This window comes from Solibacillus daqui, from assembly GCF_028747805.1.
GTDB classification, from domain to species: domain Bacteria; phylum Bacillota; class Bacilli; order Bacillales_A; family Planococcaceae; genus Solibacillus; species Solibacillus daqui.
Genome location: NZ_CP114887.1, coordinates 3,828,873 through 3,850,888 on the forward strand (window position 1 = coordinate 3,828,873; position 22,016 = coordinate 3,850,888).

A 22,016-nucleotide genomic window follows, 5' to 3' on the forward strand; every position below is an offset into this window, starting at 1 on the left:
CCCACCATCTGAATATCAGATGGTGGGCATTTGAATTTTTAGTTAGTTTAGTCTATCAAAATTTTCTCCAGTAACACTTCGCAGCCCTCTAAACATAAATCATATGTTTCCTGAAAATCACCTGTATACCATGGATCTGGCACATCTTTTTTATGCGGTGTTAAATCTAAGAAACGAAACACTTTTGCATGTCCTTCCGCGCGTAACATCTCAATCGTATTACGGACATTGCTATCGTCCATGCATACTAAATAATCAAAATCTCGTAAATCTGAACTACGTAATTGGCGCGCCTTCATTCCGCTTGTTGAAATGCCATATTCCTGTAACTTTGCCTTCGTTCCTCTGTGTGGTTGCTCGTCAATATGGTAATCACTTGTCCCAGCCGAATCGACTTTAATTTTACTTGTTAATCCGTTCTTTTCCACTAAATCACGCATGACCGCCTCAGCCATTGGCGAACGACAAATATTGCCCAAACAAATAAATAACACCTGTTTCATTGATTTCGCTCCTTATTTAAAGAAGCTGCACGAAAAAATTCGTACAGCTTACACAATTATTTTATTTCTGGATGTTTTGCTTTTAATTCGTTTGTTAAACGAAGTAATTCTTCTTCTAAAAATTGCACTGATGCATCACGGCCATCCTTACCTGATTCCACTGAAAAGGGCTTACCGTAAACTAAATAGCCTTTTTGACGCTTGAATACACCCTTTGCATCTTTTGGTCCGATATAGGCAGCTGGCACAATTTGTGCTTTAGACAACTGTGCGATTGTAATAGCTCCTGCTTTTAACTCTGAATTTTCTGAGCTACGTGTACCACTTGGAAAAATGCCTACAATCTTTCCTTCTTTAATTAATTGACGAGGAATTTTAATTACACTCGGCCCTGGGTTATCACGGTCAACTGGGAAAGCATTGAGCTTTGTAATTAACCAGCCTAGCCCTTTAATATCGAAAAGCTGTTTTTTCGCCATGAAATGAATTTCACGCGGCAACATTGACGTACCTAAATTTAAAATATCAATATAACCATTGTGAGTACAGGCAACTATGAAGCCGCCCTCTTTCGGAACATTTTCTTCGCCGTACACTTTTGCCCTTGCTCCATTTACGCCTAAAATTACGTTTACTACACCTGCAATAAATTTATACACGTTTTAATCCTACCTTATTCTTTCGTTATGCTTCTATTGTAAGCGATAGTGATTACGAGCTTCAACTGAAACTATTTCACATTTACTTTTGAAATGGCCTCAACTAAGCCTGACAACCAATCTTGTAAATTACTAAATGTAAAGCCTAAGCCTGTTGCCTTATCATTTTTCATATACCAAGAAGCTGGAATCGCGTATGGTGAACGAATTTCATCTGTACCGAGCAATGCAATTTTTGCACGTTTATTCGTTTTGTCTTCAATTAAAGAAATTAAATCCTTCAATGAGATAATCCCGTTCGCTGTTGCATTTATTGGGCCTTCTACATCATTCATACCAACCCATGCTAAAAATTTGGCTGCTTCTGTCGCCTGAATAAATGACATCTCCGCATCCATATTAACAAATCCGATTGGCTCATCGTTTAAAATGCGCTCGACATGGAAATGCAAGCGGCGTGTGTAATCATCTTCCCCCATAACAATTGGGAAACGTACTGCCACAACTGGGAAATTGGCCTCTTTATAAAACACAGCCTCTGCTAATCGTTTGCCTTCTCCGTAAGTAAATTCATGCGTATCCCCCATACGAATTTCATAGTCATATGGGTTAAAATCCTCTTCCGCATGGGCTGTACCGTTTGCTTCGTATGTTGAAAGTGTCGATGTAAAAACTAGTTTTTTTATTGAACCATTGAAAATTTCACATAGCTGCTTTGCTTCATTTGGAGAATAACAAATATTATCGTAAACAACATCAAACTGTTTGTCTGCTAATGCTTCTTTAAAGCTTGCCACATCTTTGCGATCAACTTTAATATGTGTCACGTTCTTGCCGAAAGGATTTTCTGACATGCCACGCGTCACAATCGTTACATCATGCTGTTCTGCTAATAAATTTTCTACTAATTTTCGTCCAAAAAATCGTGTGCCGCCTAATACTAAAATATTCATTGTTCCCTACCTCATTCCAATTAATATGTCTAAATCAATCGTGATATGTTGAAGTTCAATGTTTTCCTTTTGTTCAATATGCCATCCCATTGGCGTCATTTCTAGTAATTTTTGTACAAGATTTGGTTTTAGCGGAATCGTATACGTTACACGCTTTACATCAACATTATTAAAGCTTGCCGTAAATCGAGCTACCGTTTGCTCGTTTGTATAATTTTCTTTTTCAGAATCTGCAAATGCCTGCACACGCAATTCTTTCAAATAATTTTCCTGTGGCACAACTTTAATAACCTTACCACCTGGTTTTAATAAACGTTTGAATTCCTCATAATTGGCAGGTGACAAAATATTCAAAATACAATCAAATGAGGCTTCATTATAAGGACTATTTGCTAAATCACCTACACACCATAATTGATCCTCATAAAATTTAGCTGCCGCCATAATCCCTTCTTTTGAAATATCGACACCAATTCCCAACGCCCCTTCAAGCTTTTGGCAAATTCGATGTAGATGTGAGCCTTCACCACAGCCCGTATCTAAAATAATAGGATGTTGGACGTTTATTTCCCCGGCAATAACTTGTTGTACATTGTCATATATTCCTGATTGAATCACTTCATGACGCGATTCAAATAATTCCTTTGAATACATTGACTGTATTGGACGACTTAATAAATATATATAGCCTTGTTTTGCAACATCAAAAGAATGGTTCGATGGGCAACTCATTTTACCTTCATCACTCATTGTCATCTGTTGTTTGCAAAGTGGGCATGCAAAAATTTCAATTGATTGTTGAAGTTGTTGAATGCTTTGCGCGCGTTTTGATAATAGACCCATCATTGGATCCTCCTTCTCTTGTTGTCGCTAGTATCGTACCACAAATTATTTAAAATTAGAAAAACACAAATCGCGCTAAACTAATACCAATTGATGTAGTTTCTTATGTGGATTTCCTAAAAACATTTGCTATCCTAAGCACCCAAGAAGTTATTCGCGGGCGTCCCCTTTGCGCTGGCCCCCTCAAAAATCACTTTACTATTTATATAATTCTTCTACCGTCACAAATTCATAGTTTTCCTGTATTAAATATTGAATAACAGCCTCTAATGCTTCTGCCGTTTCCTTATGAATATCATGCATTAAAATAACGCCACCATCTTTCGCATGTAATTTTACATTTGCAAGTGTTTTAGCAGGTGTTTTATGCTGCCAATCCATTGTATCGATGTTCCACAATATCGATTTCATCTTGATTTCATCACGCACGTTTGCATTAATCGCTCCGTATGGCGGACGGTATGTTGTTGGATATTGTCCTATTGCCTCAAATATCGCATTGCTAGCACGGTCAATTTCGTCATGCAATTGAGCAGGTGTTAATTTTGTTAAGTTTTTATGGCTCCATGTATGGCTAGCAATTTCATGACCTTGTTGTGCTGCTAACTTTACAATTTCCGGATGCTTTACTACATTCAATCCAATTACAAAAAATGTCGCTTTTACATCATACTTTTGCAATATAGATAAAATTTGTACTGTGTTTTTATCGTTAGGGCCATCATCAAATGTTAGCGCAATTCGTTTGCGCTGTACTTCTTGCTGAGGTTTTTCTATCAATTCCTTTTGAGGCTCCTCTTTTGGTTCCTCTTTTGGTTCTTCTTGTTTCACCAATATTTCACTAACCGTTATGTATGCTTCACAATCACGGATATAACGGGGAAGTCCACCATTATTCATATAAAAAGGCGAGTTCCAATTCATTTTATCCCATTTTTGCTGTGGTAATTGCTTTACAAATTGTTCATAACCTTGTTGCTCGTTATACGTTGCACTAATATGCATATTCTCTGCTTTTGTACCAAGTGGACTTTTTAACCACCAAAAAACAAGTGAACTCACTAATCCAAATAAAATACCAATCATTAATATATTTTTGCTCATCATGCTGTCCCCCACCAGTCTATTCTATCTATTTAGACGTATGAGGGGTATTAAAAGTTGATAAATAATAAAAAATAGGGCTCAGAAAATTCCCGAGCACTATCAATTACACCTTGGCGTGATTGTGTCCAGATTTTTTTCGAGCCTTCTCGAAAAACTCCTCTAAAAATCTGTGACATTCGCCAGGGGTATTGGGCCAACACGATGTTGGTTACTTAAGCTTTGCCTCAAGACGCAGCGCTCTTAGCCTAAGTTGATTAATACAATCAGAGTTTGAAACCCCGCTGAAGCAAGGTAATAGTTATCTATTAGTAGGCTGTCCATCCAGCATCAGCTGTAATGACAACACCATTTACAAAATCGGAGTCTTCTGATGCTAAAAATAAGGCTACACGTGCAATATCGTCCGGTTCACCCGTACGTGGATTAAATCCAGCACCTGCCATTGCACGAGAAAGACCGTCCTCATTCGGACTTTGGAAACTTGTACTAATATTTGTATTCACACCACCTGGGGCAATTGCATTACATTTAATCCCTTTTTCTGCATATTGGAAAGCCGTATTTTTCGTAAGCCCAACTACCGCATGCTTTGCCGCTGTATATGCCGCACCTGCACGTGAACCATACAGCCCACCAACAGAAGCTATGTTAATAATTGTACCTGCCCCTTTTTCTAAAAAGACTGGCATCGCTTGACGAATTCCGCGCATAACACCTTTAACGTTAACATCAAATACGCGATCCCACATTTCATCTTTCACGTCACCTACTGGAGAGAAATCATCCATAATGCCTGCGTTATTTACTAAAATATCAAGTGTACCGTAACTATTTTGAGCAGCTTTAATTAACTTGTGGATATCTGCTTCCACTGCTACATTTGATACGACAGCAGTTGCCGTACCACCTAATGCAGTAATTTCTGAAACAGTTGCTCCTGCACCTTCAAGAGTCAAATCTGAAACGACTACTTTTGCGCCTTCCTTTGCAAATAATATGGCAATTGCTTTCCCCATACCTGAAGCTGCCCCTGTTACAACCGCTACTTTGTCTTTTAATCTCATGAAAAAACCCCCTTATCAGAAATTTTTACTACAAATAGCATTTCGACAATTAGATAGTAAATTCCTTGAAAGTTTATTCTACTTTTCATTAAGAATGTGTCTAAAACTTACACGTAGCTAGCCATAAGAAAAGGACTTGTCCGGAAAGTAATTTCTGGACAAGCCCTTAAATATTAAACAGACACTGTCTTATCTGCTTTTAAAATAGCATTCTTTTTACTCATTGAGCCCTCCAATGTAACGAATAGTGTTTGAATGTCTGTTTCGGAAATGACGTTCCCCTTTATAGAGCTCGTCCACTTTTTTAGATCTTTCATTTTTAACACTTCTACATTGTCTGATTGAATTTCAATTTGCTGAAATGAGCAATCATCCGTAAATAACACAACCGATTGGAACGCATGTTCATCAACTTCAGCTAGCTGATCTCGTAAGGCAAACATAAGACGCTTCGTTTCATGAATTGGATTACTAAATGTACGACTTTTTCCCTTATGTAATAACTCTTTCCATTCGTGATCACGTTCACGACCATTAATCCAACCTGATTTTGCTCTAATGTTCATTACATAGATACCCGACTCATGTAATAACATGGCATCAATTGTTTTTAGTGCATCGTTTACTGGTACTTGTATATTCACCAAAATTTTATGTGTGCCATTTACTTGATCTAACACACCCACAAGTTTGTACAGAGTACGGATTTTTTTACTAGTTAACAAATCTAAATAGGAATAACTCGTCAATTTGTAAAACGTTGAATTATCATGACGGTATATATTCACCATAAAATAACCGATAGTAAAAATTACTAATATTATTAGTAGTAGCGTCACAGAGCCCACTCCTTGCATTATGCTTCATTATCACTCATTTTAACAAACCTCGTGGGCCTTTTCTATACACCTATAGACTACTTTTACTATTACAATTGCCCTTTATGAATTGAGCAAAATAACAGAAAAGTACTATTAATCACCATGTATTTAGTGACTAATTATCATGTTGAAGTAATGTGACAAGCTGCTCTAATTTCTCAATTGTATATGTTGGCTGAATAGTTGATGTTGGTACTTTTTTTAATGGATTTAGCCAGCATGTATCGATACCAGCTCCCGCTCCTCCAATTATATCTGCGCTATATGAATCACCGATAATCATTGCCTTTGTTGGGTCAAAATGCGGAATACGGTCAAATACATAATCAAAAAATGGTTTCATCGGCTTTTGATAGCCAGTATCTTCAGAGACAAATACTTGCTTAAAGTATGGTGCTAATCCTGTTACTTGTAAACGTTTGTATTGTGTTTCAGAAACCCCGTTTGACGTAATATACAACTCATTTTTTTGTGCTAATAGTTGAATCGTTTCTAAAGCTCCCTCTACAAACACATTGCTCTCTGCTAAGTAGCTGCGGAATTCTGCATCCAATGCAAGCCCGTCCGCTGTGCGTCCAAAATGTTCAAATGTTTTACCAAAGCGTGTTGCCATTAGCTCTTGACGAGTTACCAGTCCTTGCTCTAAAGAGTTCCACAGTCCACTATTTAACTCATGGTAAAAACGTTCTACTTCTGGTGTTAGCGGGAAATCATGCGCTGCAAATAATTTTGGTAAAGCTATTTTTTCTGCTTCTTTAAAATCTAATAATGTATCATCTAAATCAAAAAATAAAAATTGGTAATCCTTCATTATTCAAAAACTCCATTTCGTACCGTCTGATTCTTCTACCTTATCATAATCACCTCAAAATATTAACTATTTACACCACTTAGTTAAATCGTGTAACATGCCTATAGTGAAAATATAGAAAGAAGGTAACCTTCATGGGTTTTGATGTTGATCCGCAACTCGTCTTTATTTTAATGTGCTTCGGATTTTTAGCGGCTTTTATTGATTCAGTTGTTGGAGGAGGAGGTCTTATTTCGTTGCCTGCACTTATGTTTAGTGGGCTTAGTCCCTCTGTAGCTGTTGCGACGAATAAGCTTGCAGGTACGATGGGGTCATTAACAAGTACAATTACATTTTATCGTTCTGGTAAACTAGATATTAAATCCGTAAAAAAATATATTCCATTTGTATTTTTATTCTCCATGATTGGAGCATGGATTGTACATTTGCTTGATCCGAATGTGTTGAAGCCATTGATGCTCATTATGCTTGCGGTCGTTGCGGTATATACGATTTTAAAAAAAGATTGGGGAAGTACTACCTCGGTTAAGACATTATCTAAACCAAAATACATTTTATTTTTTATTATTATCGGGCTGATTGGCTTTTATGATGGCTTTTTAGGTCCAGGGACGGGCTCATTTTTAATCTTTGCATTTTTAATGGTCGGCTATGATTTTTTGAAAGCAGCTGGTAATGCCAAATTATTAAATCTCACAAGTAATATTGCGGCCTTGCTGATGTTTATGTATTTAGGGCAGGTCAATTATATGTACGGGCTCATTATGGGGGTATCACAAATTGCTGGTGCGATTGTTGGTTCACGCTTTGCAATTCGGCAGGGAAGTGGTTATGTACGTGTGCTGTTTATCATCGTCACTTTTACACTACTCGCTAAAAATGCTTATGATTATTTCTTTTAATACACTAGACAAAACAAAAAAGCAATTTTTCTCAGCAGAGAAAAATTGTTTTTTATGGACGAAAAAATTGCTTTTCATTCCAAGTACGCTTTTTGTTGTACAGTCTCTTTTTATAGAAAACTGATGATGATATACCAAACAACCGGTACCAAAAGGGCGGGTAGCATATTCAATGTTTTGCTATCCTTTATCCCTAAAATCGATAACCCTGACGCGAAAATAAGCACACCACCAACAATGGATACTTCCGCCATTAAGCCTTCCGTTAAAAATGGCTCTAAATAACCCGCTAATAAATAAATGCCGCCCTGCCAGAAAAATAGGACAACCGCTGAAAACATTATTCCGATGCCGTATGTTGCTGCCAATGCTATCGACGTTACAAAATCCAGCGTGGCATTTGTTAATAAATAGGTATGGTTATTATGTAATGCACTTTCAATCGGTCCTAAAATCGATAATGTGCCGATACAAAATAATAAAATGGCGGTTGAAAGCCCTTTGTTTAAATTCGAATTTCCAAAGCGGCCAACAATCCTATTAAATCTTCCAGCTAGATTAAGTGCCGCACCGACAAAGCTGCCAATTGCCAAGCTAACAATAAATAATACGGGATACGCACTTTTCGGCATATTTTGCACAACTGCATTCGCACCTAAAGCGACCGCCGCAAAGCCCATTGCATTAAATAACGTTGCTTGATACTCCTCTTTAATACCCTTTTTCAATACTGTACCAATTAGCGTCCCTAAAATAATCAATACTGTATTGACAATTGTTCCAAACATACGTCAAATCTCCTCATTCTATGTATGAAAAAACTCCGAAAAACTTCGGAGCTTTTGTAAATTATCTCGCATTAAGGGACAGTAAGACGCCCACTTCAAACTGGCAAGTGTTAAGACAGCTAAGTGGGCGATCCAATGTCTCTAAAAGCCCGATTGGTGAAGACTAATGCTCGGTGAGGGCTGAGGAACCTCCCCCTCCATCGAGCAAAGTTTCACTTTATTGCATTTCTTTTGTTGGTCCCATTACAGGTGGTACGTTTAATCCAGCTTGACGCAATAATACCGTCATTTGTCCAACGTGATGCGTTTGATGCGTAATTACTACGCGTAATAAGGCGCCGCGTTTCATTGTACCGCCAAATGCCGGTACTTCTTCAAGAAGCTGCTCTTCTGTCAAAGATGCTACTTCTTTTTTATAAGCTTCGCGCACTTCTTCATACATTTCTACGATTTCAGCCATCGTTTCAGGTTGTTCCATATCTGGACCAGGTGCTGGAATTTGTAAGCCAGCAAAGTGACCAAATGCTCCTGCCACTTTAACTAAATGCCATGATAGCCAACCTAAAGAGTTATGGCCTTCCACAATGGCCACTTCCATCTTGTCATTCGGAATTGCCTGCATTACTTTTAATGCTCCTTTAGATGCATTTGCCCATTCTTGAACAAAATCTTCTGCTATACGATACATGTATAAATCCCCCTTTTGTTTAACTATCACTATCATACATAACTCTCTAGCATTACGCTATTTCAGTGGCTTACATATATGCTTTCATCATTTGCCACATTGCCACTTTTTCATTGAATGATTTAATATTCTTCCCTGGAATAGGACTTGTTGATGGCATTTTTTTGTATGCACGGTTTTCAAGTACCTGTAAACCAACATGCTTTTTAAATACATCCAAGCTTTTACTACCATTAAACAAGACGAGTTGAACTTGTGGGTATTGTTCAAACAACTTTGCAAAGTCATTCGGTGTTTCGTTTTTAATCGTCGCATCTAAGCTACCTTTCCGTTCACAGCTTGCAATCGAATCCCATAACCCGATTTTATTTGAACGTAAGAGAGCTATTCTTTCTTCATAGTTATCTGGAATTTCAACTTGAAAAAGTTCACCGATAATTGGCCAAAAGTGGTTACGCGCATTGCCATAATATTGCTGTTTGTCGAGCGATTGCTTACCCGGCATCGAACCGACAACTAATATACGCGTGTTTTCATCAACAATTGGTGGCAAGACATTTTGAATAGGTTGCATTTCATCACACACTCTCTACATTTGCTTCAATTAGTAAATGAGCATTTTTCGTAAACAATTTTCCCAGCTACTACGGTTTTCAATGCCGTTGCTTGTAATATTTCCTCTGGCGTACAGGTTAACAAATCAAAATCTAAAATCGTAAAATCCGCATCAAAGCCCTCTTTTATCAGTCCGCGCTCATGCTCCTTACAAATCGCTTGTGCACTACCAAACGTATACATTTTCACCGCTTCATAGCGCGTTAATTTTTGCTCAGGAGCATATCCATCATGTGTATCCGTGTTTTTTTTACGTTCCACTGCAGCATAAATCGTTTCAAACGGACTAATCGCTTCAATTGGTGCATCTGTACCTGCCGCACAAATTAACCCTTCCTCTATGAATGTTTTCCACGCATAGACATGCCCTTTCCGGTGATGCCCTAACTTTTCAAGCACCCACGGAAAATCAGACGTCACAAATGCCGGTTGCAAATCCAAAATAACAGGAAGTTTCTTTATACGCTGTAATTGGCTATCCGAAATATAGCAGCAATGAATTAAACGATCACGCTTTCCTTGTGGTACAGGATACTTCTCTAAATATGTAAGCACTTGCTCAACACCAGCATCGCCAATTAAATGAATCGCTACGGCCTCATTATATTTACGTGCTAATTGAACAAGCGTCTCTATTTGTTCATTCGTATGAATAAGCATTCCTTTATTTGTTGCGTCATTTGCATATGGTTCAAGAAGTGCGGCAGTTGAACCACCAAATGAGCCATCTGCATAGAACTTCATCGCACCTGGCTCAATAAATGGTTCGTTAAACGCCGCATGTTGTTCATTCATCTGTTCAAATACGGAGTGATGGCGCAGTAAATTCACACGGAAGTTTTTATGCTCTCCAACTGTTCGCTGATATGCCGTTAATGGATTTGTATATTCTCCAAAATAGCCCATCTCCTCCGTATGACCACCTGTTAAGCCATAACGCTGCATATCTGCAATCGCCAGCTCTAGTGAATGTACTAGACTTTCAATGTACGCCTCGCCTTGCTGCTGGAATGTTTCGGACACACTATTCATCGCTTGCTCATATAATAAGCCATTCAATTGACCATCCTCCGAGCGTCCAAACTTTCCGCCTTTAGGATCTTGCGTGGTAACGGAAATATTGGCTTGCTCAAGTGCTGCTGAATTCACGAGCGCAACATGGTGACAAATGCGGTTTAGATACACTGGATTAGATGTAACTGTATCTAATTGTTCTATTGTAGGGATAGCACCATCTGTAAATTGATTTTCATTCCAGCCGTCCCCAATAAGCCACTGCCCCGGTTCCAGTTTATTCACAGCTTCACCGATCAATTGCAAAAGCTGTTCTCCACTTTTAGCTTTTGTTAAATCTAGGCGTTTCAGTTTTTCACCGTGCCCTATCATGTGTAAATGACTATCTACAAAGCCTGGATACATTGTCATGCCTTGTAAATCGATTATTTCATCTGCTAACGGCTGTAAATTGTCTAGTGTTCCTGTTGCGAGTATTTTTCCACTCTCAACAAGTACGGCCTGCACTACTTCCCACTCATTTTCCATTGTGTAAATAACGCCATTTGTCCACAGTTGCTTCATTATAATATCCCCATTCTACATATCAAAAACTTGTCGTGTATACGGCTCTCCAATATTCATATGGTCTAAAATGGATTCATATGAGCCTTTGTAAATGAACGTAATTTCTTCAAGTTCCGAGAAATTTTCAAAATAGGATTTCGCCAATGTCTCGACAAACATTGCTGCTCCAGCCGAACCTTGAATGGAATAAACATCATCACCTAAATTTAAAATCAAGCTTTTATTATCATTCTCAAAGGTATAATCTAATAGCTCCACATCATGCTTATTGACATTTTCAAAAATAAACGGTACAAAATCCGCATCATTGCCTGCAAACGTTACTTCAAATGGCATTGTATATTCCGCATTACTATCCGCTTTATAAAGTACAATTACTTCTGATTCTTCTAAGTTACCTTGCCCTGTATTTGTAGGATTTTTTTCATCCGTTCCACAAGCAGCTAACACAACCGTCATTAATAGTACAAAAACTAACTTTTTCATGCGCTCCCACTCCTTATGATTTATTTACTTTACGATAACGAATAAAGTATCAATTTTCAAATTAAAACCCCCTCATCGTTTAGTACGTAGAAAGGGGGCATTTATCATTTTATATAGCTCTGAATTTCTTTAATAATATCTGCTAATTCACGATCCGTAGTTTGAATGCGAATAAACTCACTTTCTAATGCGTCGAACTCTTCAACAAAACGTTGACGTAATGCTTCATCATTTAATTGGTCATCTAAAAAGCCTCGCCCGCGCGCATCTAAACGCATTTGACGCTCCCCTTCTTCTACATCTAAATAGAAAATGTAATCTGGCTTACGAATTGAGTACAGTTCTGTTTCGTATTCATATTTGACATCTACACCTTTTGCTCGATGCGAAACAACTGTATCGATATAATGGCGAATACAATAAATATTGTTATCATGCTCAGCCATTTTTTCATTGATTACTTCTGTTAATTGAACGTTCGACGCTAAATAGTATAAATAATGTGCTGTTGGTGACTGATGGAATAACTTTTCATCAATATCATGACGATTCGATGAAAACGGATATGGCGGTGATTTTAATAATGAAGAACCTAAATCTTCAAAGTGCAATTGATCGCCAACTGTGCTTGTACCACTACCATCTAAACCTGTAATAACAACTAATTTACCCATGAAAGTTCATCTCCTTTCGAATCCTCAAAAATGTACCATATTTCACCTATTTCGTAAATGAAGCACGGCATAAATGTTCATTTTCTGTCACAATATTTACCAGTTAATATCCAAGATAGAAAATAAAATATTTTCTAAAAATATTGACAATGATTATTCACTACACTAATATTAAGGAACACTAAATAATTTAAAACATGTAAAGGAGGCTATGGCTATGATGAACCCAATTGTAAAACCACACACAAATAACACAATATCATACAAGCCTACCTTAAACCTTTGTTTTAAATGTTCATTCGGACGTATATAAAAGGCGCAGGTACGGTCATACCTGTGCCCTTTTTCGTTTTGACACCTTTTCGAAAAATCGGATAGGTGTCTTTTTTGTTTGTATAACAGACAAAAACGGCACAAATTTAGTGGAAAAATTCTTGAGGAGGGCTTTGTATGATGATTTTCATGCAACGAAAACTATTAAGACAGGATCTCTACGATGATGGGTAGCTACTTAACAAACTTTAAAGAAAGAAGGTACACAGACCATGTTTAATGTATTTGTCAAACTGAAATGGTTTTTTAAAGAATACCGCAAGCAATACACCCTCGCGATTACTTTACTAATGATAGCGAGCGTTGTCGAAATCTTGCCACCTTGGATTTTAGGTGAAGCAATCGACACGATGACAAATGGTGAAATGGATAATACACAACTATTCAAATATGTAGGGTTCACGCTAATTGCAGCAGTGGCGAGCTATTCGCTGAACTTTGTATGGCAATATCAGCTATTTGGTGGCTCTATTGCCTTGGACCGAATTTTACGTAAAAAATTAATGCATCAATTTTTACAAATGACTCCAACGTTTTACGAAAAAAACCGTACTGGTGATTTAATGGCCAAAGCAACAAATGATTTAAATTCCGTTACATTAACAGCTGGTTTTGGGATTATGACGTTAATCGATTCAACTGTCTATATGGCACTCATTATTTTAGCGATGGGCTTCTTCATTTCATGGAAGCTAACATTTTTTGCAATGCTTCCAATTCCAATCATGGCAATCATCATTCAATATCTAGGTAAAATTGTTCATGAGCGCTATATGACTGCACAAGAGGCATTTGGCGAAATGAATGATAGCGTACTTGAATCAGTTGCTGGTACACGTGTTATTCGTGCCTATGTTCAAGAAACAAAAGACGAACAGCGCTTCAGTGATATGAGCGAAAATATTTTCGCGAAAAATATGCGCGTTGCTTACATTAACGGTCTTTTCATGCCAATCACAAAAATCGGTACTGGGATTTGTTATGTGATCGCACTCGGTTATGGTGCTGTACTTGTTTCCAATGGGCAATTAACAGTCGGTCAGCTTGTATCGTTTAATGTTTATTTAGGCTTAGCAATTTGGCCTATGTTTGCGATTGGGGAATTAATTAACGTTATGCAACAAGGGAGTGCTTCTCTAGACCGTGTACAAGATACACTAGATTACGAGGCAGATGTAAAAAACCCATTAGCTGCAACAGCTTACGCAACACCAAACTCTATTGGATTCTCTGAATTCACATTCCAATATCCTTTATCTCAAGCGAAAAACTTACAGCAAATTTCTCTTAATTTACAAAAAGGGCAAACGCTTGGAATCGTCGGAAAAACAGGTGCTGGAAAAACGACATTCATCCGCCAGCTACTGCGTGAATATCCGCTTGGTGACGGGCACATCGTGATTAACGATACAGATTTATCAAATATGAACAAAGAGCAAATTTTAGACTGGATTGGCTATGTGCCACAAGATCACGTGTTATTCTCACGTACGATTCGTGAAAACATTCTATTCGGTAAAGAAGATGCAACGAGGGCTGATATTAATGAAGCGATTCGTTTAGCAGACTTCGAAAAAGACTTAACAAATTTACCACTTGGCATAGAAACACTTGTTGGTGAAAAAGGCGTTTCATTATCAGGTGGGCAAAAGCAGCGTGTATCCATTGCACGTGCCCTAATTAAAGACCCAGAAATTTTAATTTTAGATGATTCGTTATCAGCGGTAGACGCGAAAACCGAATCAAAAATTATCGAAAACATTCAAACAGAGCGTGCTGGAAAAACGACCATTATTTCTACACATCGCTTATCCGGAATTCAACATGCCGATGAAATTATCGTGCTTGACGATGGACTGATTGTAGAACGTGGTACACATGAAGAGCTTCTTCAATTAGGTGGTTGGTATAAAGAACAATTCGACCGCCAGCAGCTTGAGGAGGTGGAATAATGAGCACTTCAAAAAGACTTTACAACTACGCATTAAAATTTAAAAAGCCGATTTTCATCGGATTATTCTTACTAACACTTGCGGTTGCAACGGATATCGCCGGACCATTTATCGCTAAGTATATTATTGACCATTACATGACACCAGGAAGCATCGAAGCGAAACCAATCGTTATTTTACTAGCGATTTTCTTCCTACTTTCTGTGTTAACAGCCGTGTTCCGCTATGCGATGAATATTTTCTTACAGCGCGGTGCGAACCACGTCATTCAACAACTACGTAAAGATGTGTTCGGACATATTCAAAAGCTTCCAATTGAATACTTCGATAACTTACCAGCCGGGAAAGTTGTTGCTCGTGTAACGAACGATACCGAAGCCATTCGCAACCTTTACGTAACCGTACTTTCTCAATTTGCCAATAGTCTTATTACGATTGCAGGGGTATATATTGCATTATTCATTTTAAATTGGAAAATGGCATTATTTGCACTGCTGCTAATTCCAATTGTCTATATATGGATGATTTTATATCGTAAATACGCATCGCAATACAATCATGTTATTCGTACAAAAATTGCAGATATTAACGCAATGATTAACGAATCGATTAACGGTATGACAATCATCCAAGCATTCCGTCGCGAAGATCAAATGAAGGTTGAATTCGATGAAATGAATGACGAACATTATGCATACAATCGCAAACTATTAATTTTAGATTCTGCGACAAGTCATAACTTAGTCAATATTTTACGACTGTCTATGTTTGCTGTATTTGTCTACTACTTCGGTACACAATCTATGACTTTACCAGAAGCTGTATCAGCCGGTACTCTATACGCATTCGTTGATTACATCACACGTTTATTCAATCCGATTACGAACATGGTCAACCAGTTCTCTCAATTAGAACGTTCACTTGTTGCCGGATCTCGTGTATTTGAGCTACTCGACCAAAAAGGCGAAACAGTAAGCTTACAACACATTGAGCGCTATAAAGGAAATGTTGTATTCGATAACGTATCATTTGCTTACAAAAACGATGAGTACGTATTAAAAAACATTCAATTTGAAGCAAAACAAGGTGAAACGATTGCACTTGTAGGTCATACAGGTTCAGGAAAAAGTTCGATTATGAACTTATTATTCCGATTCTATGATCCACAAAAAGGACGGATCGTTATTGATGGGCAGGACATTACAAAGCTGCCGCGCCAAGCGATTCGTGAGCATATGGGCATCGTATTACAAGACCCATATTTATTTACAGGGACAATCGCATCGAACATTAGCTTGAATGACGAACGTATCTCACGTGAAATGGTGGAAAAAGCGTTAGAGGCTGTTGGTGGTGAGCGTGTATTATCAAAATTTGAAAAAGGTATAGATGAGCCTGTTATTGAAAAAGGCAGTACACTTTCTTCAGGGCAGCGTCAGCTCATTTCATTTGCACGTGCATTAGCGTTTGACCCAGCAATTTTAATTTTAGATGAAGCAACTTCGAATATTGACTCCGAAACAGAGGAAATTATTCAACACGCGATGGACGTATTAAAAAAAGGACGTACAACGTTCATCATCGCGCACCGCTTATCAACAATTAAAAATGCCGACAAAATTTTAGTATTAGACCGTGGTGAAATTGTTGAACAAGGAAATCACGATGAACTCGTTGCCCTAGGTGGTAAATATGAGCTAATGTACCGATTACAATCAGGTGCACTCACTTCATAAAACAAAAAGCGTATGGAACCTTCAAATGAAGACTCCATACGCCTTTTATTATTTTTGTAGCTTTTTATTCGGCCAATACGACCATTTCCCAAACACTGTAATAAGTGCTGGTACTAAAAGTGGACGAACAACAAATGTATCTAGTAAGATACCAACCGCTGTTACGATACCAAACTGTACTAACAACTGAATCGGTAATGATGCCAATACTAAAAACGTGCCTGCTAAAATTAATCCTGCCGATGTAATAACTGCACCTGTTGACGCAATCCCCTCACTAATTGCTTTTTTATGTGCAACACCGCGCTTCCGATTTTTCCAAATATCTGAAATCATGAAAATATTATAGTCATTTCCAAGCGCAATAATAAATACGAAGCTGTATAACGGTATCGCGCTTGCCATCGCCTCATGTCCTAAACCATAATGAATAATTAACCAGCCCGCGCCAAGTGCCGAGAAGAATGAAATCACGACTGTAATCATCAATTGAATCGATGTAATAACCGCACGTAAATATACTAATAATACAACGAAAATAATAATAATCATGACTGGCTGAATGAGCTTTTCATCACCAAGCTGTACAACCTTTTTGTCTAACTGTGCGCTTGTTTCGCCACCAATCCAAAAATCACTATCCGTTAAATTATGATCTCCTAAAATCGATTTTATGTCCGTTTTCATTTGCTCGACGTCATCCATCGCGGCATTAGAATACGGATCTTTGTTTAATTCAATTTCATATAGTTGAATCTCGGCATTTTTTGAACCTGTACGCACATCCTTTACTAATCCAACGTAAGGTAAATCTGCTATTTGCTGTTGAATATTCAGCTCCGTACCTTGTGTATCAACTAATAACTGAACCGGTGCTAATTCGCCTGCTGTGAAGTTTTCTTCGATAATTTTAAAGCCTTCACGTGATTGCATATCTTCTGGGAATGAAGAAATTAAATCGTAATTGTATTTTATATTCGTTGAGGTAAATGCTAATCCGATTAAAATTGCACCCGCAACTACGATAACTAACCACGGTTTTGCCGTTACAATTTCCCCTACTGCACGCATAAAACGGTGATTTTCTTTTCGAGCTTTTAGCGATTTATTTTTCTTTTCCGCTTGTGCCTTTTCTGCTACCTCTGTACGAGGAACAAATGGCCAAAAAGCCGTGCGCCCCAAAATGCCAAGAGTGGCTGGTAATAGTGTCACAACTGCAAAACCGGTAATAAGTACCCCAAAACTAAATGGGACAGCAAAGCGCTGGAATGCACCATAATCTGCCAACCCTAATGTAGCCAAACCGATAACAACGGTTAAACCACTCATAACAATGGCACCTGTTGATTCACGAACTGCCTGTGCAAGTGCTATAAATTTATTTTCCTCTATTAACAATTTGTCACGATAACGCGTGATTAAAAATAAACAATAATCTGTCCCAGCACCGAATAATAGTACAATCATAATCGATACTGCTTGTGCATCCTTATCAATCAAGCCATTTTCAGCCATTACCCCAAGTAATGGACTTACGACTAAAAAGGCAATTCCTACAACAACTAATGGAATGATCGCTAAAATTGGCGAACGATAGATAACAAGTAAGATGACTAAAATAATGATGACTGTTGCAATCATTAACTGTACATCAGCCGATTTAAAAAGGTCTGTTGCATCTACCGAAATCCCAACTGGACCTGAGAAGCGTGCATGTAAGCCTTCATCTTCTAACTTATTTTCGTATGGATTATCACCAAATTGCGCTTCTGTTTTTTCAGTTAACACTTGTAAATTTTCTTTTAATACTTCCGTCGTTTCGTCCGCTGAGAAGAAAATCGGTGTTACTAGCGCAGCGCTATTTTCTGATAGTATACCCATTAACGCCTGCACGGGCATTTCATGGAATGGCGGAATCGTTTCTTGCCCTGGTAATGGGTTTTGTGCTAATTCCTTATAAAGCCCTTGAATATTTGATAAGTCTTGTTCTGTTAAACCAGATTCGTTATACCATGTAATCAGTAGCGGAATCCCACTATCTGAAGCAAATTGCTCCTCGATGATTTTGCCAGCTTGAACTGATGTATACGTTTCCGGAATTTCTTCACCAGCATAGTTTTCTACATTGTTAATTTGCGGGAAAATAAATGCTAATACCACTGCAAATACAATCCATAATGCTACAACAACCCAGCGTGTATTTTTCCCACCCATCAAACTTCCCCATTTTTCTAATGGATGCTTGGACATAACCTTTCAACCCCTTCATGAGTTACTAATTATTAAATAAAAATTACCATACTCTACCACTACACAAATATTGTACAAAAACAGAAAAAAATATGGCAAGCAATTTCCTTTATGCTTCTTCAATAGAAATAATTCCATGAGAATGTACAATTTCACTAAAAAGGTAAGAAATTTCTCAGCGAAATTCTCCTATTCGAATCGTGATATTTTAAAGCAGTAAAAAAGGAATTGGAGATTTAACGCTTCCAATTCCTTTTGTTTTAAATCATTTGTAATGTTGTCACACATGTCCCATCTTCATCAAACGTTGTTATCTCACCTGATACTTTCTTTCCATCATGCACCATTTCAATAACAAACGCTTCGTTGCGTGGTAACCATAAATCGATGAAACCATTTTCTAATGTTGTTACTGTATCATCAAAAATAACCTCACCGTTTTCATTTTCAATGAAAACGTCAATATCTTTTGCGACAAGCTCTCCTTGGCAACCTGTTAAGCTGTGGTCTTTACAAGGATGTGTATTTGTAAAATACGGTGCAATTGAGACGAAAAACTCATCCGTCGGTAATGCATAATGTGTTTCGTTCCCGTCTTTATCTGTCACGATTAGTTGTTGTGACGTAATCGATGCTTTTTCGTTTGTTGTTTTATTTGAACTATAGTTTTCAATTAACCCTTTAATATCATCGGTTTGCCCCTGTGTCACCGTCGTTTTAGCTTGCCGCTCGCCCTGTTGCGGTTGCTCGGTATTTGCTTTACTTTCTGTTTGTTGTTCATCACCACATGCTGCTAATACCGCTACTGCTAACAGACTCACTGCCACTAATTTCAACTTCATTTCATCTTACTCCAATCTTTTTTACTTTTATTGTAATTGAAGACAAATAAAATAGCTGTGAACAATATCGGAAGGTTGAAAAGCATTGCCCTTTTTACCATAGGCTTTCGTTACTATTTAGTTGCTTTTTTTATTCAATTGTAGATGTAAATTTGGATTCATCTATATTTTTCGTTATCCTCAATGAAAGAAATTTACTTTTCACTACTGCTATTTATTAACGTTTAAATTGTAAATTTTCTTCCTCTAATGCCGTTTTTAAGATCGGCATCGTAGTAGGACCTACACCATGTAATGCTAAAATCTCTTTTTCACTATAATCCGCAAGCTGTTTAAGCGATGTAATTCCTTCATGTAGTAATGCATTACGAGCAGGCGATGATAGTCGTGCTAAGAAACCTTCTGTTGGCTTGTTTTCCTGCTCACATTTTGGGCAAGTGCCACAGTCTGTACTTTTATAATAACGATGCCCCTTTGGACAAATGCGCAATGTTCGTTCGCGGTTCACCATAATTTACCCTCCTTAAAATGACTACTTCTTTCAATGTAGCGCATTGTACAATACATTGTCGACCGATGACTACTTGTCATTACATGAATGGAAAAAGCGAAATGATGCCTTTTCCTGTATTGGCGTTCTTTCATAACAACTAAAAAATCCGCTGTACGAAAAATTCATACAACGGACGTTGGTTTATGATTTTACTAAATGGTTGTCGGTTACATTACGAATCATATAATCAAACGCGCCCAGTGCAGCTGTTGCACCCGAACCCATAGAAATGACGATTTGTTTGTAAGCCGTATCTGTGCAATCTCCTGCTGCAAACACACCTGGGATATTTGTTGCACCGTGCTTATCAACGATGATTTCACCGTGCCCATTCATGTTTACAGCACCTTGAAGGAATTCTGTATTTGGTAATAAACCAATTTGAATGAACACACCTTCTAACGCAATATGCTTTTCTTCTCCAGATACGCTATCGATATAAGTTAAACCATTTACTTTATCGGTACCTGTAATTTCTTGAGTTAATGCGTTTGTAAGAACGGTCACATTTTTTAATGAACGCACACGCTCTTGTAGTACTTTATCCGCCTTTAATTCCGAGCCACGTTGAATTAGTGTTACATGATTGACGATACCTGCTAAATCAATTGCCGCTTCAACACCAGAGTTACCACCGCCGATTACTGCCACGTTTTTGCCTTTGAAGATTGGCCCATCACAGTGTGGACAGTACGCAACTCCTTTGTTTTTAAATTGCTCTTCACCTGGTACATCTAATTGACGATAGCGTGCACCTGTTGAAAGAATAACTGTTTTCCCTTTTAATACCGCACCGTTTTCTAATGTTACTTCCACGAAATCTTTTTTCTCGATTTTCGCTGCTCGTTGAGACTTCAGTACATCGATATCATAATCTAATACGTGCGCCTCTAAGCTTGATACGAATGCTGGACCTTCTGTAGCCTTCGTTCCGATAATGTTTTCAATCGATAACGTATCATTCACCTGACCACCGAATCGGTCTGCTACGATACCTGTACGAATACCTTTACGTGCCGAATAAATCGCAGCCGAAGCACCAGCAGGACCACCACCAACAACTAATACGTCAAATGGGTCTACATCAGCAAACTCTGAACCATCCGATACTTCACCAAGCTTCGTTAAAATTTCCTCTAACTCCATACGACCGCCACCGAAGTTTTCACCGTTTAAAAATACGGTTGGTACTGCCATAATGTCGCGTGCTTTAATTTCATCTTGGAACGCGCCACCTTCAACCATTGTATTGGAGACGTTAGGATTTAACACTGCCATAATGTTTAATGCTTGTACAACGTCAGGACAGTTATGACATGTTAGGCTTACGTATGTTTCGAATTTCATTGGCTGTTTAATCGCTTGAATACGTTTTACAACTGCCGCATCTACTTTCGGTGCACGACCAGAAACTTGTAATAACGCTAACACAAGTGATGTAAATTCATGCCCTAGTGGTAAACCTGCGAAAACAATCCCTGACTCTTCGGCACCTACTTTGTCAATACTAAAACTTGGCGTACGTTCTAATAACGCGTGCTGCACCGTAATACGTGGTGACATTTTTTCTAATTCTTCTACAAGGTTTAACATATCTTGGGACGTTTTATCGTCGGCAACACTTACTTTAATAAGTAAATCGCCTTCAAGCATCGTTAAATACTGCTGTAATTGCGCTTTAATTTGATTATCTAACATAGCATTTGTTGCTGTGACTATAACGCACTATTGTTTTACCAAAAACAGCGCATATACACTCTCTCACAGCAAACAATTCACCTCTTTCCTGTATTAT

At 38.0% G+C, this 22,016-nt stretch carries 21 protein-coding genes; 3 read left to right on the forward strand and 18 right to left on the reverse strand.

Annotation, left to right across the window (positions count from 1 at the left end; genetic code table 11):
• Nucleotides 1–47: 47 nt before the first annotated feature.
• From O7776_RS18730 to O7776_RS18765, 8 genes are all read right to left on the reverse strand, one after another.
• Complete coding sequence (locus tag O7776_RS18730) at nt 48–503, reverse strand: low molecular weight protein-tyrosine-phosphatase (RefSeq protein ID WP_274308423.1); 456 nt, start codon at nt 501–503, stop codon at nt 48–50.
• A gap of 56 nt (nt 504–559) precedes the next feature.
• Complete coding sequence (locus tag O7776_RS18735; protein WP_274308424.1) at nt 560–1,162, reverse strand: lysophospholipid acyltransferase family protein; 603 nt, start codon at nt 1,160–1,162, stop codon at nt 560–562.
• A 71-nt stretch (nt 1,163–1,233) separates the two neighbouring features.
• Complete coding sequence (locus tag O7776_RS18740; RefSeq protein WP_274308425.1) at nt 1,234–2,115, reverse strand: NAD-dependent epimerase/dehydratase family protein; 882 nt, start codon at nt 2,113–2,115, stop codon at nt 1,234–1,236.
• A 6-nt stretch (nt 2,116–2,121) separates the two neighbouring features.
• Nucleotides 2,122–2,958: a putative RNA methyltransferase gene (locus tag O7776_RS18745; RefSeq protein WP_274308426.1), complete on the reverse strand. Its 837-nt coding sequence runs from the start codon at nt 2,956–2,958 to the stop codon at nt 2,122–2,124.
• Between the two features lie 198 nt (nt 2,959–3,156).
• Entirely contained in the window at nt 3,157–4,062 is a 906-nt protein-coding gene (locus O7776_RS18750) for a polysaccharide deacetylase family protein (RefSeq protein WP_274308427.1), read from the reverse strand.
• A gap of 308 nt (nt 4,063–4,370) precedes the next feature.
• Nucleotides 4,371–5,129 (reverse strand): SDR family oxidoreductase, encoded by a 759-nt coding sequence (locus O7776_RS18755; protein WP_274308428.1) that lies wholly within the window; start codon nt 5,127–5,129, stop codon nt 4,371–4,373.
• A gap of 173 nt (nt 5,130–5,302) precedes the next feature.
• Nucleotides 5,303–5,968 (reverse strand): nuclease-related domain-containing protein, encoded by a 666-nt coding sequence (locus O7776_RS18760; RefSeq protein ID WP_274308429.1) that lies wholly within the window; start codon nt 5,966–5,968, stop codon nt 5,303–5,305.
• A gap of 157 nt (nt 5,969–6,125) precedes the next feature.
• Nucleotides 6,126–6,821, reverse strand: coding sequence for a YjjG family noncanonical pyrimidine nucleotidase (locus tag O7776_RS18765; RefSeq protein WP_274308430.1), 696 nt, complete (start codon nt 6,819–6,821; stop codon nt 6,126–6,128).
• 134 nt (nt 6,822–6,955) lie between these two features.
• On the opposite strand from O7776_RS18765, the gene O7776_RS18770 reads away from it, so the two are divergent.
• Nucleotides 6,956–7,723, forward strand: a complete 768-nt coding sequence (locus O7776_RS18770) for a TSUP family transporter (protein WP_274308431.1) — start codon at nt 6,956–6,958, stop codon at nt 7,721–7,723.
• A gap of 110 nt (nt 7,724–7,833) precedes the next feature.
• Here O7776_RS18770 and O7776_RS18775 read toward each other — a convergent pair whose 3' ends face one another.
• The 6 genes from O7776_RS18775 to O7776_RS18800 form a co-directional block, all read right to left on the reverse strand.
• Complete coding sequence (locus tag O7776_RS18775) at nt 7,834–8,511, reverse strand: DUF554 domain-containing protein (RefSeq protein WP_274308432.1); 678 nt, start codon at nt 8,509–8,511, stop codon at nt 7,834–7,836.
• Nucleotides 8,512–8,728: 217 nt separating this feature from the next.
• The gene (locus O7776_RS18780) at nt 8,729–9,199 is read right to left on the reverse strand and encodes a DinB family protein (protein ID WP_274308433.1); all 471 of its coding nucleotides are present in this window, start codon (nt 9,197–9,199) and stop codon (nt 8,729–8,731) included.
• Between the two features lie 70 nt (nt 9,200–9,269).
• Entirely contained in the window at nt 9,270–9,773 is a 504-nt protein-coding gene (locus O7776_RS18785; protein WP_274308434.1) for a DNA-deoxyinosine glycosylase, read from the reverse strand.
• 26 nt (nt 9,774–9,799) lie between these two features.
• On the reverse strand, nt 9,800–11,392 hold the full coding sequence (locus tag O7776_RS18790; protein WP_274308435.1) for an amidohydrolase: 1,593 nt from the start codon (nt 11,390–11,392) through the stop codon (nt 9,800–9,802).
• Nucleotides 11,393–11,407: 15 nt separating this feature from the next.
• The gene (locus tag O7776_RS18795) at nt 11,408–11,881 is read right to left on the reverse strand and encodes a fructose-2,6-bisphosphatase (RefSeq protein ID WP_274308436.1); all 474 of its coding nucleotides are present in this window, start codon (nt 11,879–11,881) and stop codon (nt 11,408–11,410) included.
• A gap of 104 nt (nt 11,882–11,985) precedes the next feature.
• The gene (locus tag O7776_RS18800) at nt 11,986–12,555 is read right to left on the reverse strand and encodes a nucleoside/nucleotide kinase family protein (protein WP_274308437.1); all 570 of its coding nucleotides are present in this window, start codon (nt 12,553–12,555) and stop codon (nt 11,986–11,988) included.
• Nucleotides 12,556–13,100: 545 nt separating this feature from the next.
• On the opposite strand from O7776_RS18800, the gene O7776_RS18805 reads away from it, so the two are divergent.
• Complete coding sequence (locus O7776_RS18805) at nt 13,101–14,840, forward strand: ABC transporter ATP-binding protein (protein WP_274308438.1); 1,740 nt, start codon at nt 13,101–13,103, stop codon at nt 14,838–14,840.
• Nucleotides 14,840–16,576 (forward strand): ABC transporter ATP-binding protein, encoded by a 1,737-nt coding sequence (locus O7776_RS18810; protein WP_274308439.1) that lies wholly within the window; start codon nt 14,840–14,842, stop codon nt 16,574–16,576. The genes O7776_RS18805 and O7776_RS18810 overlap by 1 nt, the downstream gene beginning before the upstream one ends.
• Nucleotides 16,577–16,624: 48 nt before the next feature.
• Here O7776_RS18810 and O7776_RS18815 read toward each other — a convergent pair whose 3' ends face one another.
• The 4 genes from O7776_RS18815 to ahpF all read right to left on the reverse strand — a co-directional run bounded on the left by O7776_RS18815 (nt 16,625) and on the right by ahpF (nt 21,919).
• Nucleotides 16,625–18,826 (reverse strand): MMPL family transporter, encoded by a 2,202-nt coding sequence (locus tag O7776_RS18815; protein WP_274308440.1) that lies wholly within the window; start codon nt 18,824–18,826, stop codon nt 16,625–16,627.
• 260 nt (nt 18,827–19,086) lie between these two features.
• Nucleotides 19,087–19,668, reverse strand: a complete 582-nt coding sequence (locus O7776_RS18820; protein WP_274308441.1) for a CueP family metal-binding protein — start codon at nt 19,666–19,668, stop codon at nt 19,087–19,089.
• Between the two features lie 217 nt (nt 19,669–19,885).
• Complete coding sequence (locus tag O7776_RS18825) at nt 19,886–20,179, reverse strand: RNA polymerase alpha subunit C-terminal domain-containing protein (protein WP_274308442.1); 294 nt, start codon at nt 20,177–20,179, stop codon at nt 19,886–19,888.
• A 183-nt stretch (nt 20,180–20,362) separates the two neighbouring features.
• The gene (gene ahpF, locus O7776_RS18830) at nt 20,363–21,919 is read right to left on the reverse strand and encodes an alkyl hydroperoxide reductase subunit F (protein WP_274308443.1); all 1,557 of its coding nucleotides are present in this window, start codon (nt 21,917–21,919) and stop codon (nt 20,363–20,365) included.
• Nucleotides 21,920–22,016: the final 97 nt, after the last annotated feature.

Bases quoted from the DNA above. Each gene is read 5' to 3' on its own strand.
- O7776_RS18765 (WP_274308430.1), bottom strand. From the start codon at position 6,821: ATGAAGGATTACCAATTTTTATTTTTTGATTTAGATGATACATTATTA.
- O7776_RS18815 (WP_274308440.1), bottom strand. From the start codon at position 18,826: ATGTCCAAGCATCCATTAGAAAAATGGGGAAGTTTGATGGGTGGGAAA.
- O7776_RS18755 (WP_274308428.1), bottom strand. From the start codon at position 5,129: ATGAGATTAAAAGACAAAGTAGCGGTTGTAACAGGGGCAGCTTCAGGT.
- O7776_RS18730 (WP_274308423.1), bottom strand. From the start codon at position 503: ATGAAACAGGTGTTATTTATTTGTTTGGGCAATATTTGTCGTTCGCCA.
- O7776_RS18810 (WP_274308439.1), top strand. From the start codon at position 14,840: ATGAGCACTTCAAAAAGACTTTACAACTACGCATTAAAATTTAAAAAG.
- O7776_RS18825 (WP_274308442.1), bottom strand. From the start codon at position 20,179: ATGGTGAACCGCGAACGAACATTGCGCATTTGTCCAAAGGGGCATCGT.
- O7776_RS18775 (WP_274308432.1), bottom strand. From the start codon at position 8,511: ATGTTTGGAACAATTGTCAATACAGTATTGATTATTTTAGGGACGCTA.
- O7776_RS18800 (WP_274308437.1), bottom strand. From the start codon at position 12,555: ATGGGTAAATTAGTTGTTATTACAGGTTTAGATGGTAGTGGTACAAGC.
- O7776_RS18740 (WP_274308425.1), bottom strand. From the start codon at position 2,115: ATGAATATTTTAGTATTAGGCGGCACACGATTTTTTGGACGAAAATTA.
- O7776_RS18805 (WP_274308438.1), top strand. From the start codon at position 13,101: ATGTTTAATGTATTTGTCAAACTGAAATGGTTTTTTAAAGAATACCGC.
- ahpF (WP_274308443.1), bottom strand. From the start codon at position 21,919: ATGTTAGATAATCAAATTAAAGCGCAATTACAGCAGTATTTAACGATG.
- O7776_RS18795 (WP_274308436.1), bottom strand. From the start codon at position 11,881: ATGAAAAAGTTAGTTTTTGTACTATTAATGACGGTTGTGTTAGCTGCT.
- O7776_RS18790 (WP_274308435.1), bottom strand. From the start codon at position 11,392: ATGAAGCAACTGTGGACAAATGGCGTTATTTACACAATGGAAAATGAG.
- O7776_RS18750 (WP_274308427.1), bottom strand. From the start codon at position 4,062: ATGAGCAAAAATATATTAATGATTGGTATTTTATTTGGATTAGTGAGT.
- O7776_RS18770 (WP_274308431.1), top strand. From the start codon at position 6,956: ATGGGTTTTGATGTTGATCCGCAACTCGTCTTTATTTTAATGTGCTTC.
- O7776_RS18785 (WP_274308434.1), bottom strand. From the start codon at position 9,773: ATGCAACCTATTCAAAATGTCTTGCCACCAATTGTTGATGAAAACACG.
- O7776_RS18820 (WP_274308441.1), bottom strand. From the start codon at position 19,668: ATGAAGTTGAAATTAGTGGCAGTGAGTCTGTTAGCAGTAGCGGTATTA.
- O7776_RS18745 (WP_274308426.1), bottom strand. From the start codon at position 2,958: ATGGGTCTATTATCAAAACGCGCGCAAAGCATTCAACAACTTCAACAA.
- O7776_RS18780 (WP_274308433.1), bottom strand. From the start codon at position 9,199: ATGTATCGTATAGCAGAAGATTTTGTTCAAGAATGGGCAAATGCATCT.